A 13,054-nucleotide genomic window follows, 5' to 3' on the forward strand; every position below is an offset into this window, starting at 1 on the left:
CTATCGCCGGCTGTCTTGATGTTCAAAATCGGCTTCTGATTACTAATTGATTTCCAATTAGTTTGAACAAAAAAGTTGAATAATTCACCCGCCCAAGGCAGTTTATTAGTTGATTTTAAACTTTCTGCTTTAACTTTGGGCAATTTATACATACCGCTTTACTAATGCCGAAAGATAATTCCATTAAGTCAGTCTTAATCATTGGTTCCGGTCCCATCGTTATTGGGCAAGCCTGCGAATTCGACTACTCTGGCTCCCAAGCCGCCCGCTCCCTGCGCGAGGAGGGGATTGAGGTTACCCTCATCAACTCAAATCCCGCCACCATCATGACCGACTCCATCACCGCGGACAATGTGTACTTGAAGCCGCTGGAGAAGAAGTCAATCATTGAGATTCTGGAGAAGCACCAAATTGATGCGGTACTGCCTACCATGGGCGGACAGACCGCGTTGAACCTGGCGATTGACTGCGAGAAAGCTGGTATTTGGAAAAAATACGGCGTGAAAATCATTGGCGTAGACATCAAAGCCATTGAGACCACAGAAGACCGCGAGAAATTCCGCTTGTTAATGATTGAGCTAGGCGTGAACGTCTGCAAAGGCAACACCGCTACCTCTTTCTTAGAAGGCAAGGAAATTGCTCAGGAAATTGGCTTCCCGCTGGTAATCCGTCCGTCGTTCACCTTGGGTGGAACCGGGGGTGGTTTCGTGAACACGCCGGAAGAATTTGACCAGGCCTTGACCCGCGGTCTGCACGCCAGCCCTACCCACGAGGTTCTGGTAGAGCAAAGCATCTTGGGTTGGAAAGAGTACGAATTGGAGCTGTTGCGTGACAACATCGGCAACGTGATCATCATTTGCTCTATTGAGAACTTTGACCCAATGGGCATCCACACCGGCGACTCCATCACGGTAGCCCCGGCCATGACCCTGCCAGACACCATCTACCAACAGATGCGTGACTTGGCCATTAAAATGATGGCGGGCATCGGGCAATTTGCCGGTGGCTGTAACGTGCAATTTTCGGTGAACCCCGAGGACGACACCATCATTGCCATTGAGATTAACCCACGCGTGAGCCGCTCTTCGGCGCTGGCCTCTAAAGCGACCGGATACCCTATTGCCAAAGTGGCCGCGAAACTGGCGATTGGCTATAACTTAGATGAACTGAAAAACTCCATCACCAAGACTACCTCGGCGTTCTTTGAGCCCGCGCTGGACTACGTGATTGTGAAAATACCGCGCTGGAACTTTGACAAGTTCAAAGGCGCTAACAAGAAACTGGGCTTGCAGATGAAATCTGTGGGTGAGGTAATGGGCATTGGCCGTACCTTCCAGGAGGCACTACAGAAGGCTTGCCAAAGCTTAGAAATTAAGCGCAATGGACTGGGTGCTGATGGCAAGGAGAAAACCAACTACGACCAGTTGATGGACAGCCTGGCGAACCCAAGCTGGGACCGCCTGTTCACCATCAAAGACGCCATGAAGTTCGGCGTAGCTACCAGCACCATCCAAAAAGTAACCAAAATCGATCCTTGGTTCCTGCAGCAGATTGAAGAGCTGGAGCTGACCGAGCGTGAGATTCTGAAATACACCCTTGATACCATTCCGGTGGACTTGATGCGCAGCGCCAAAGTGAAAGGCTTCGCTGATAGACAGCTGGCGTACCTGCTACGTTGCAAGGAAAGCGAAGTGCACGAGAAGCGCACGAGTATGGGCATCAAGCGCGTGTTCAAGATGGTTGATACCTGCGCCGCCGAGTTTGAGGCCGTGACGCCTTACTACTACAGCACCTTTGATGGCGAGAACGAAAGTGTTGTCTCTGACCGCAAAAAGGTAGTGGTGTTGGGTTCAGGCCCTAACCGCATCGGGCAAGGCATTGAGTTTGACTACTCTTGTGTACACGGTGTACTAGCCGCCAGCGAGTGCGGGTACGAGACCATCATGATCAACTGTAACCCTGAGACGGTAAGTACAGATTCAGACATCTCAGACAAACTATACTTTGAGCCGGTGTTCTGGGAGCATATTTACGACATCATCCTGCACGAGAAACCGGAAGGCGTGATTGTGCAGTTGGGTGGACAAACTGCGCTGAAGCTAGCGGAGAAACTGACCCGCTTCGGCATCAAGATCATGGGTACTACCTACGAAAGCCTTGACTTGGCCGAGGACCGCGGTGCCTTCTCTACCCTGCTGAAAGAAAACGATATTCCGTATCCTCCGTTCGCAAGCGTAACTTCTGCTGAGGAGGCCCTGGAGGTGTGCAAAGATCTGAAGTTCCCGCTGCTGGTGCGTCCTAGCTACGTATTGGGTGGCCAGAACATGAAGATCGTGATCAACGAAAAAGAGCTGGAAGCACAGGTACTGGACATCCTGAAAGACAGCCCGGGCAACCACGTACTCCTGGATCATTTCCTAGACCGTGCCATTGAGGCCGAGGCCGATGCGATCTGTGACGGCGAGAACGTGCACATCCTGGGCATCATGGAGCACATTGAGCCGGCCGGTATTCACTCCGGTGACTCGTACGCCGTGCTGCCTCCGTTTGACTTAAGCGAAGATGTGATTCGTCAGATTGAGGAGTACACGAAGAAAATCGCGTTGGCCCTGAACACAGTTGGTTTGATCAACATCCAGTTCGCCATCAAAAAAGGCGTGGTGTACATCATTGAGGCGAACCCTCGGGCCAGCCGTACCGTGCCGTTCATTGCCAAAGCCTACCAGGAGCCGTATGTGAACTACGCCACCAAAGTAATGCTGGGTGAGAAAAAAGTAACTGATTTCACCTTCAATCCGGTGAAAAAGGGCTATGCCATCAAGGTACCAGTATTCTCGCACAGCAAGTTCCCGGAAGTGAACAAAGAGCTCGGGCCAGAAATGAAGTCAACCGGCGAAGCCATCTACTTCATTGATGACCTGGAAGACGATTACTTCACCAAGGTGTACTCAGAGCGTAACCTGTACCTGAGTAAGTAATTTCAAGTAGTGCGAATCAAGTAGCACGATGTAATACAAAGGGCTGTTCCAATGGAGCAGCCCTTTTCTTTTTGGCCTATTTTCAGAAAGTAGGCATTGAAACGTCTCCCGCTGGCGCGAGCTTGTAGCTCGCGCCAGCGGGAGTATTTGTAAAAAGAAACCGTTTCAAGGCTGCTTTTATAAAAACAGCCCTGAAACGGTTTGTTAAATACTACTTAGTTCTTTTTAGAATTGCTGGATCTTACCAGCCCTTAGCCTCGCCAGGTAATCCTTAGAAGCCGCCAGCACTTTGGGGGATAGCAACAGGGCGCATGTCATGGTAGGAACAGCCATAAGGGCGAAGGCGGTATCTATCAAGTTGATGACGGACGTAATGGTGACAATTGCGCCGATGATGATGGTGAGAATATAGAAGTAGTCATACACACGGCGGTACTTGAACCCAAACAGGTAGGTGAAGCACTTGGAGCCGTAGTAGCAGTAGGAGAACAAGGAGGTGAAAGCGAAGATGAATACGCAGATCACCAGCAGGTACTTGCCCACCTGCGGCATGGCTACTCCAAACGCCTGAGCCGTCATAGAGACCCCGTTGCCAGAATTGGTTTCCCAAACGCCGGTCACCAGAATGGCTAAACCGGTCATGGTGCAGACCACAATAGTATCAATAAACGGCTCCCACATGGCTACTAGTCCTTCGCGCACCGGCTCATTGTTCTGCGACTCGCCGTGCATCATGGCGGCGGTGCCAATCCCGGCTTCGTTGGAGAAGGAGGCGCGGCGGGCACCCATGATGATTACCTGCATCACGGCTCCACCCATTACGGCATTCCCGGTGAAGGCATCCTCAAAAATAAGCGCGAACATATCAGGCACGGCGGTTATATTGGAGAAGATGATGTAGAGCACCGAACCAGTGTAAAGCACCACCATGAAAGGTACCAGTTTGGTAGCCACGGCGGCAATCCGTTTCAGGCCACCAAACAAAATGATGGACACCAACAATGCCATAGCCATACCCATGAACAGATTAGAGATAAAGGTATCATCGCCTACTACGCCGCTGGGTTTTAGGACAACATCAGTGATGATTTGGGTAAGTTGATTGGCTTGAAATAGTGGCAGGGTACCAATCAAACCAGCGGCGGCAAATAGGATAGACAAAGGCTTCCACTTTTTACCTAGTCCTTCAGTGACCATGTACATGGGTCCGCCTTCCACGGCACCTAATTCGTTGCGGCCACGATACATGATGGAAAGCGTACAGGTGAAGAACTTGGTAGCCATGCCCACAAAGGCACTCACCCACATCCAGAACAACACGCCTGGTCCGCCCATGGCAATCCCTACGGCTACCCCACTGATGTTGCCCATGCCAATGGTAGAGGCCAGGGCGCTGGCCATCGCTTGAAACGGAGTGATTTGCCCGGGAGCGTTGGGGTCCTGGTATTTTCCCTGTATGATGCTGATGGAGTGTCCCATCATCCGGAAGGGGATTAGGCGGCAGAAGAGCATGAGGAACAAGCCACCACCCATCAACAATATCAACAAAGGCATGCCCCAGGCCAAACTACTGGCCTCGGCAAGAAAAGCATCTATTTTTTCCACTACGTTTTAATAAAGTACACGCACCTGTTTGTGTAAAGTAGGGCGCAAAAGTAATGGCTGTTTCTGGGTTATTTTAACAAACCAAGGCAAAAACCTTAAATTCTATAGATCAAGTAGAGAAATGTAGCTGTTACCGTGTTTAGAAGGAAGAAGAGATAACTCTGTTTACAGCCTGTTTTGGAAGAATGAAGGTGAAACAGGTATGCGTTTACTTACCCTTCTTAGATTCTGCTTATGCTAGATTGCAATGGGAGCATTGACAAAGAATGACACACAAGTAGGCGACAAAATGCACCTTGGCTTTTGCTGATTCGCTTATGTGACAGACTTTGCCTTAATCCGTTACACAAATACAGACACTTAGGAAAGGAAACGGGTTTTCAAGGCAGGGGTAGGTAACATGCAGCTTTCCTGTTGCCCAAACCATCGATACCGGTTCCGGGAGACATAATCGTACAAAGGGTCAAGGATAAACTTGGGCACTAGCACGAAAGCATACAACAAAGACCAGCCGCCACTTAATTGCCGCACCACCCTGAGGGCGGCAGAAGATCGGGTGTAAAGCTTTCCGTTTTCAATTACCAGAACACTTTTGAACTGCTCAGTGGGCAAACCGTACGTTCTCAGCACTTCCTGCCCCATTTCTGACTGCAAAGAAGCAAACCTGAAGTATTCTTTTGCATCATTTCTGATCACAAACTGTACAAATCCGTTACAAAGATTACAGACACCATCAAAAAGAATGGTTGGCGAGGAAGGGAGCATAGGCGTTTAGGTTAGGTAGAATTGCCAGTATTTATACGTAAAAAGCTAGAAAACAGGCACTCTTCCAACCCATGTATGAATAAATTTTGATGAAATATGGCACCTTTCTAAGAAGCGTGCGTAAAAGATGAACTTGAAAAGGGAAACCAATTAGTAAAACCATTCATTAACCTGTCAAAACTATGAAAAAGACATTTGTAAACCTGTTCGCAGTTGCCGCTATGACCGCAGCTTCGGCATTGACGTCGTGCTCTGGCACCGGTGAAACGACCACAGACACCACTTCAACTGACATGAGCACTGAAAGTGGCACCACCACCGGTACTACTTCTGGTACTACTGGCACCACTTCTGGAACCACTGGTACTACTTACGGCACCACCGGAACCACTACTGGTACTACCACCGGTACCACTACTGGAACCACCACCGGTACCACTACTGGAACCACCACTGGTACTACCGGAACAACAGGTACCACTACCGGAACTACCACTGGAACAACCGGCACCACCGGTACTACTGGCACAACTGGTACTACCACCGGCACCACTACTGGTACTACTACCGGAACTACCGGCACAACTGGTTCTACTACCGGAACTACTACTGGCAGCACTACCAGCCGCTAATAAGCTTGTTTAACGTTCTTAAGAACGTTCCTGTATTGCAGAAAAGGCAAGGCCCGTTGGTTTTGCCTTTTCTGTTTTCCCTCTCATCCTCTCAACTCTATGCATCTACTTAGACAGTATCTGCATCGCGTATTCTATACAGATACCCGGGCACTCTCTTTTATGCGAATTTGGGTGGCCAGCGTCTTACTGCTAGACATTGGCATCAGGGCTTCTGACATGGAGGCGCATTATTCCAACATGGGCGTTCTGCCCCTGCACGTGCTGCACGCCAACGCCTGGAACCAGTACTTCTTTTCTTTCCATGCCCTCAGTGGTTTGTGGCAGTTTCAGCTGATTCTGTTTGTCATTGCCGCGATAGCCGCCATTTGCCTTCTGCTGGGGTATCACACCCGGTGGGCCACCTTTGTCTCCTGGATCTTGCTGCTTTCCTTGCAGAACCGAAACCCGCTCATTACTCAATCCGGCGATAGTCTGTTACGAATGCTGCTTTTTTGGGGCATGTTCCTGCCTTGGCACCGGCATTACTCCATAGACGCCCGGCGCTCGCTCAGCTCAGAAACTTCTCCTCATTACCTAAGCGTAGCCACGGCGGCTTACATTCTGCAGGTAGCGTGGGTCTATGTGTTCACGGCTTTACTTAAAAGCGGTCCAGACTGGACCACAGACGGCACCGCTTTGTACTACGCCCTCAGCATAGACCAAATCCTGATGCCTGGCGGACGCATTCTTTACCAGTTTCCGCTGCTCATGAAGCAACTCACGCATGCCACGTATTTCCTGGAGCTGTACCTTCCGTTTATTCTGCTCATCCCGTGGCGTACCACTTGGTTCAGGATGATTTTCTTTGTGGCCATTGTGGGGCTGCACATAGGCATCAGTCTCTCGTTGTTTGTTGGCCTGTTCTACCTCATCAGCATCTCGGCAGTGATTGGTCTGCTGCCCACTCCGGTCATGGACACGGTAGACCGCTACCTACGGGCCGGGTACAACAAACTGCATAGACGTTGGGCCAGGTTGGGCAGCGGCATGCGCTCACCCGTGGAGCTTCAAGTCAACCTTAAATGGAACCAGCCCAAATGGGCCGATGAGTTTCAACTTAAATACATGCGGGAAGGCTTGGTGTTGGTGGCGCTGGTGTTGGCCCTCTGGTGGAACCTGAGCACCCTGGGCAAACCTTATTTCAAGGTACCGGAAAGGCTACACTGGGCAGCCCTCATCCCCAGGTTAGACCAGAACTGGAGCATGTTTGCTCCCAATGTTTTCAAAGAAGACGGATGGTACGTTTTGGAAGGAATCACCAACAGCCAGACCAAAGTGGACCTGAACCAGCAAGGGAAAGAGCCAGACACGGTCAAGCCGGCCTCGGTGGTGAGCCTCTTCAAGAACGACCGCTGGCGTAAGTACTCAGAAAACTACCTGTTTGTCCCCAATGAGTACATGCGACCTTACTACTGCTTTTACCTGATGCGCCGCTGGAATGAGGATCACCCGAAGCAGGAACAAATCAATGAGCTGTCGGTGATCTATATGAAGGAGGTCACGCTGCCAGACTATAAAACTGAGCCGATCAGGCGCGAGGTGCTCTGCCACTGCAAACCTTAAGCCTACTCCTTTTCGGCTTGCTCGTATTAATCGTATAAAAAACTTGTTTCAGTAAACCCCAAGCAAGACGTTATGCCACAAGGAGACAAATCTGCCTATACTGACAAACAGAAGCGGCAAGCCCAACACATAGAGGAAAGCTACGAGAAACGAGGCCTCAGCGAAGAAGAGGCGGAGAAACGGGCGTGGGCCACCATCAACAAACAAGACGGCGGCGGCAAAAAAAGCGGCTCGGGCCGAAAGAAATAAGCACTTCCTGCACAAAAAGAAAAGCCGTTTGGGTCCTGTTTTTCACGAACAGACCCCAAACGGCTTTTTTGTAGTAGATTAAAGGAGTTATACCTTCACCTTCCGCAGCCACTTAGCCACACCACCGGCCACAACCCCGGCCAGCAGATAATACCCAATCGTAAGCGCTTGGGTCTGCTTGGTTCTGGCGCTGGGGGCAACCCCTAACCCCATGGGGCCGGGCAAAATCACGCCGCCCACTCCGGCAATGGCACCTAGCACAGAACCACGCCACCAAGCCTTTTTCCCTGCTCCGGTTAAGCTGTAGTATAGGCCGTTAGAGACAATATCTCCTACCAACGACCAGGTGTGCAGTTTATCATCGTTGGGCGGGGTCTTGCCGGCGTAGCGCAGTCCTTTCGCAATGGCCCGCATGCCCAAAATGTCCATGCGAGGCGCATTGGGGTAAAAGCGGCGAACACTTTCGTGCACAATGGTTACGGCTACGGCACCAGCCAACCCTGAAATACCCGACCGAAGCCATTTGTTTAATCTTTTCTTAGAAGCTTTTTTAGTGGTTTTATCGCGTTTGTAAGTCTTTTCCGGTTCCATACGTTTCTTGTAGTTAAGCTAATTCTAATCCCTTCCTGTTTGCTCTTGGGAACTAGTTTAAACCGATTTTGCCGCCGAAGGTTGCCTTTGCCCTAGCGCTGGGTAAAAGCAGCCATCCGTTTCTGACCTGGTTTGCCCTAAATCGGCTAAAAACTGAGACTGAATCTTTTTACCTATCTTTGTGTCTTCTAGGGATAGGCGCCATTTGCTGCGTCTTTTTTTGTGCTTGGCCATAAACAATCGGGCCGTTACTTTTCAGAATGACATTTTCAGACCTTAATTTGATAGAACCTCTGCTGCGCGCCTTGCAGGAAGAGGGATACACCACCCCTACTCCCATCCAGGAACAAGCCATTCCGCCGGTTTTAAACGGTGATGACCTCTTGGGTTGTGCCCAGACTGGTACGGGGAAAACTGCTGCGTTCAGCTTACCGCTGTTGCAGCGCTTGCACGAGGCTGGTCCGGCGCATCCGGCAAAAGCCATCAGGGCCCTTATCTTGACCCCTACACGTGAACTGGCGCTGCAGATTGGCGACAGCATCACCGCGTATGGCCGTTACACCAAATTAAAGCACACCGTGGTATTTGGCGGCGTAGGCCAGGTGCCGCAGGTAGAGCAGATCAGACGCGGCGTAGACATTGTGGTAGCCACCCCAGGCCGTTTGCTGGATTTGATGAACCAAGGACTGTTGTCCCTGAAGCACATTGAGACGTTCATCCTGGATGAGGCCGACCGCATGCTGGACATGGGCTTTATCCATGATGTTCGCAAGGTTATTGCACAAATCCCAACTCAACGGCAGACGCTTCTTTTCTCGGCCACCATGCCGCAGGAGATTCAGAAACTTTCCAGCAGCATTTTGCGGGACCCGGTGTACGTAGAGGTAACCCCGGTTTCCAGCACCGCTGAGAAGATTGCCCAGAAAGTGTATTTCGTGGATAAAACCACCAAAAGAGCCCTGTTGAAGCACCTTCTCAAAGGAGATGAGATACAACGGGCACTGGTTTTCTCCCGCACCAAACACGGAGCCGACCGCATTGCCAAAGAGCTTTCTAAGGTAGGGATCTCGGCGCAGTCCATCCACGGAGACAAGGCCCAAAGTACCCGCGTGAAGGCATTGACGCAGTTCAAGAACAACGAGTTGAAGGCACTGGTGGCTACTGATATTGCCGCCCGCGGTATTGACGTAGACGATTTAACCCACGTAATCAACGTAGACCTACCCAACGAGCCAGAGACGTACGTGCACCGCATTGGTCGTACAGGTCGGGCGGGCGCCGAGGGCATGGCTCTTTCCTTCTGCGATGACACCGAGCTTCCGTACCTGCGCGACATTGAAAAACTCACCAAGCAGGTGATTCCGGTGGAAGAAGACCAGCCGTTTCACGTAGATTACGCTAAACTGCCTTTAGGTGGCGGAAAAGCCACCGACAAAGCAGCCAGAAGAAGCGCTAGCGGAGGCGGGAATCAAGGCCAGAACCGCGGCCCCAGAAGCGGCGGACAAGGCAGTGGTCAGGGAGGCAACAGACGCCCAGACCAGCGCCGCGCAGGTAGCCAGGGAGGCAAACCTGAGCAGCGCCAAGGCAACAGCCAAGGCGGAGGCGGTCGTCATTCTGGAAACAGAGGCTCCAGATAACCAGAAACAGAAAAGCCGGTCACGTAAAGTAACCGGCTTTTCTGTTTCTTAGTGTTTCTACGTAGGAGCTGTTTTTGAAACAGCCTACTTTAACATACTAAAAATTAATAGTCGTAGTTACCAGAAGTGTTCTGGTCTGTAGAAGAATACTGGTTTTTAGCGCCTTTCTGCTTTTTGCCTAATTTACCTAAGTTGGCTTTTGATTTGGCTTGTCCAATCCAACCTTGATTGCTGGCTACCCAGTAAGAGGCGCCTAACAAAGCTGCACCGCCCAATACTTTCTGGGTAGTGCTCATGCCGCTGTAAGAACGGGAAACGGTAGTTCCTAGATCTTTCACTGCCTGTGGCACCTGAATGTTGCTGATGTTACCTAAAATTCCACCTTGTCCTGAGCTTTGGCCTTGGCTTCTAGATGAGCTTTGAGCTGAATCTTGTGAATACGAAGTAGCGTCTTGTGCGGCAGAACCGGTCTGGTTGTTAAATTGATTTTCCATAATTTTAAAAAAGTTAGTGGTATAGATCATTTTTTTGCCCAGAGCAACTTGCCCTGGCCCGCCGATTTCATCTATCGGCGAATCCATTTTATCGAAATTGCGCCCGAATAGTTGCGTTCCCTTCTGACTTTTCTCCAATTATTTTGAAATTCCACTATCCGTAAGAAACACGGCCCACTTCCAAAACATACCTTCAATAATATATAGCAATTATCAGCTTATTTACTTAAAAGCACTCTAAATCAATACTCTGCTCTTCCGTTTACACTTGGTACTTTTCTTGTCTTCTTCAGCTCTGGCAGCTTCATGCGCCCATAAGCACATCTTTGTAAAGTTTTACTTTATCCCTAAACTTCAACCCCAAACTTCCGGTCGCTTACTGGAACAAATCTGATGTCAACCGAGGTATAGGAGCGCTTACCAGTCTTCTAGTTGGTACTCTGTCCACCAACGTTCTTTCAATGGAACTGTAAGGCTGGTTACCCGTTCTTCTTTATGCCTACTTTAGGGAAAACAGCCTTGAACAAGCCTCTGGGTTGCACTTGAAACAGACAAAGCCATCCTGAGAAAGCAAACCCTTACTTCTTCTTTGACTTACAGACACCCTTAGGACTTATTTTGCTTTAGGGCAAAGTTCTTGCAGCCCAGGTGTAAGAAAACCCTCCATCGCCTGACCAATAAGCGGTAGTATGAGAGAAGAGAGTATATTTACCACAATCTAGTTGCCATCTTACCTTCGCCAAACCTATGATTCTTAAACGAACGCTTACCCTCTGCCTTGGCCTTCTTCCTTTCACGGGAGCTTTTGCGCAGAAAGATATTCAACAGAAAGACGTAGCCCGGATCATCCGTACGCTGGCTGCCGATGACATGATGGGTCGCCAGACGTTTACGCCCGGCATTGAGAAAGCCGCTGATTTTATCTCCAGTGAGTTCAAGAGCATTGGCCTGCAGCCGCTGGCCGGTGACACAGACTTCAAGCAGGAGTTTAAAATGTACGCCCTCAAACCCGAGAAAACCGATATTGAGCTTAACGGCTCCAGATTGAAAGACGAAGAGTTCTTCTACAGCACCGTGCACCGCAAGGTAGAATGGGAAGAGAAAGCGCCTACCCCCATCTTCATTGGCGAGAACGATGATTTTAGACAAGGCATCAATAGCGCCCGCAAGCTAGGCAAAGACGTGTTGGTGATGGTGCATCCCAAGCACCAGGAAATGTTCCGGCGCTACGCCGCGTCTTTCCGGCAGAGCCGCCCGGTAATGGAACTGGGCAAAGGCAACACGCTCATCTTTGTGCTTTCGCCTCTCACCCAGGTAACCTCCTTTGACATTGAGATTAAAAATGAGGTGCAGGAGATGCCCCTGACCAACGTGGCCGGCATGATCCCGGGCAAGCGGGCTAATGAGTTCGTGGTCTTCTCGGGCCACTATGACCACATCGGCACTATGAAACCAGTGGCCGGTGACTCCATCGCCAACGGCGCCGATGACGATGCCTCCGGCACTACTGCCGTGATCACCCTGGCCCGGCATTTCAAGAAGCAACCAAAGCCAGAGCGTTCCATCATCTTTGTGGCCTTCACGGCCGAGGAGATTGGCGGCTTTGGGTCGCAGTACTTCTCCCAGCAACTGAACCCCGATGAGATTGTGGCCATGTTCAACATTGAGATGATTGGCAAGGGCTCTAAGTTTGGCCCTAACAGCGCCTACATCACCGGTTTTGAGAAATCAAACTTCGGGACGTTGCTGCAGCAGGCCGTGAAAGGCACCCCATACAGTTTCCATCCAGACCCTTACCCTAGCCAAAACCTGTTTTACCGTTCAGACAACGCCACGCTGGCCCGTTTAGGCGTTCCGGCGCACACCATCTCCTCGGTACAGATAGACAAGGACAAACTCTACCACTCCGTGGATGATGAAGTGGAAAGCCTAGACCTGGCCCATATGACCAACATGATCAAAGCCGTGGCCATGGGCGCCAAAGATTTTGTGCAGGGAAAAAAGACCCCAACACGCGTAGACAAAACCCAGGTGCAATAAGCCAACCATGAGCCTGGGACGCCTTTTAGCGGGAACATTCTTGCTCTCTCTTGCCTTTGCCGCCTCTGCGCACGCACAGCAAAAGGAGAAGCCTGACGTTATTGACACTGAATTAGCAAAATGCCTTAACAAAGCAGAAAACCAAACCACGGCCGGCATGTGCGACTGCACCTACAGTGCGCTCCAGCAATGGGACAAAAGGTTGAACTCAACGTACAAAACCCTTCTGCCAAAGTTAAACGCATCAGCCAAGGCCAATCTGGTTGCCGCCCAAAGGCAATGGGTGCTCTTCAAAGAAAAAGAGATTGCCTTGATTGATGCCACTTACGGCAAAGCCGAGGGCACTATGTGGCAACCGGTCAGGGCAAACAAAGTGCTTGGCTTAACGAAACAAAGAGCGCTGGAACTAGGATCACTGCTGGAAACGCTAGAAGTCCTTTAATTTACTAGCGCCTAAA

Annotated in this window: 11 protein-coding genes; 7 read left to right on the forward strand and 4 right to left on the reverse strand. The window is 50.5% G+C overall.

Annotated elements, in window-relative coordinates; genetic code table 11:
• The first annotated feature begins 164 nt into the window (after positions 1 to 164).
• Entirely contained in the window at positions 165 to 2,978 is a 2,814-nt protein-coding gene (gene carB / locus ACW9SV_RS06075) for a carbamoyl-phosphate synthase large subunit (protein WP_479555846.1), read from the forward strand.
• Positions 2,979 to 3,203: 225 nt separating this feature from the next.
• On the opposite strand, the gene ACW9SV_RS06080 is transcribed toward carB, so the two are convergent.
• Positions 3,204 to 4,583: an alanine/glycine:cation symporter family protein gene (locus ACW9SV_RS06080; protein WP_479555847.1), complete on the reverse strand. Its 1,380-nt coding sequence runs from the start codon at positions 4,581 to 4,583 to the stop codon at positions 3,204 to 3,206.
• 360 nt (positions 4,584 to 4,943) lie between these two features.
• Entirely contained in the window at positions 4,944 to 5,348 is a 405-nt protein-coding gene (locus ACW9SV_RS06085; RefSeq protein WP_479555848.1) for a thiol-disulfide oxidoreductase DCC family protein, read from the reverse strand.
• Between the two features lie 182 nt (positions 5,349 to 5,530).
• Between ACW9SV_RS06085 and ACW9SV_RS06090 the strand changes: the two genes are divergently transcribed.
• From ACW9SV_RS06090 to ACW9SV_RS06100, 3 genes are all read left to right on the forward strand, one after another.
• Positions 5,531 to 5,980, forward strand: a complete 450-nt coding sequence (locus ACW9SV_RS06090) for a hypothetical protein (protein WP_479555849.1) — start codon at positions 5,531 to 5,533, stop codon at positions 5,978 to 5,980.
• Positions 5,981 to 6,142: 162 nt separating this feature from the next.
• Positions 6,143 to 7,585, forward strand: a complete 1,443-nt coding sequence (locus tag ACW9SV_RS06095) for an HTTM domain-containing protein (RefSeq protein ID WP_479555850.1) — start codon at positions 6,143 to 6,145, stop codon at positions 7,583 to 7,585.
• 72 nt (positions 7,586 to 7,657) lie between these two features.
• Positions 7,658 to 7,834 (forward strand): hypothetical protein, encoded by a 177-nt coding sequence (locus ACW9SV_RS06100; protein ID WP_479555851.1) that lies wholly within the window; start codon positions 7,658 to 7,660, stop codon positions 7,832 to 7,834.
• Between the two features lie 87 nt (positions 7,835 to 7,921).
• On the opposite strand, the gene ACW9SV_RS06105 is transcribed toward ACW9SV_RS06100, so the two are convergent.
• The gene (locus tag ACW9SV_RS06105; protein ID WP_479555852.1) at positions 7,922 to 8,425 is read right to left on the reverse strand and encodes a hypothetical protein; all 504 of its coding nucleotides are present in this window, start codon (positions 8,423 to 8,425) and stop codon (positions 7,922 to 7,924) included.
• Between the two features lie 281 nt (positions 8,426 to 8,706).
• Between ACW9SV_RS06105 and ACW9SV_RS06110 the strand changes: the two genes are divergently transcribed.
• Complete coding sequence (locus ACW9SV_RS06110) at positions 8,707 to 10,062, forward strand: DEAD/DEAH box helicase (protein ID WP_479555853.1); 1,356 nt, start codon at positions 8,707 to 8,709, stop codon at positions 10,060 to 10,062.
• 104 nt (positions 10,063 to 10,166) lie between these two features.
• On the opposite strand, the gene ACW9SV_RS06115 is transcribed toward ACW9SV_RS06110, so the two are convergent.
• The gene (locus ACW9SV_RS06115; protein ID WP_479555854.1) at positions 10,167 to 10,556 is read right to left on the reverse strand and encodes a hypothetical protein; all 390 of its coding nucleotides are present in this window, start codon (positions 10,554 to 10,556) and stop codon (positions 10,167 to 10,169) included.
• Positions 10,557 to 11,303: 747 nt separating this feature from the next.
• Between ACW9SV_RS06115 and ACW9SV_RS06120 the strand changes: the two genes are divergently transcribed.
• Both ACW9SV_RS06120 and ACW9SV_RS06125 read left to right on the forward strand, forming a co-directional pair.
• Entirely contained in the window at positions 11,304 to 12,596 is a 1,293-nt protein-coding gene (locus ACW9SV_RS06120) for a M20/M25/M40 family metallo-hydrolase (RefSeq protein WP_479555855.1), read from the forward strand.
• A gap of 7 nt (positions 12,597 to 12,603) precedes the next feature.
• On the forward strand, positions 12,604 to 13,038 hold the full coding sequence (locus ACW9SV_RS06125) for a lysozyme inhibitor LprI family protein (RefSeq protein WP_479555856.1): 435 nt from the start codon (positions 12,604 to 12,606) through the stop codon (positions 13,036 to 13,038).
• The last annotated feature ends 16 nt before the right edge of the window (positions 13,039 to 13,054 follow it).

It is taken from the genome of Rufibacter sp. JT20002 (genome assembly GCF_056491185.1).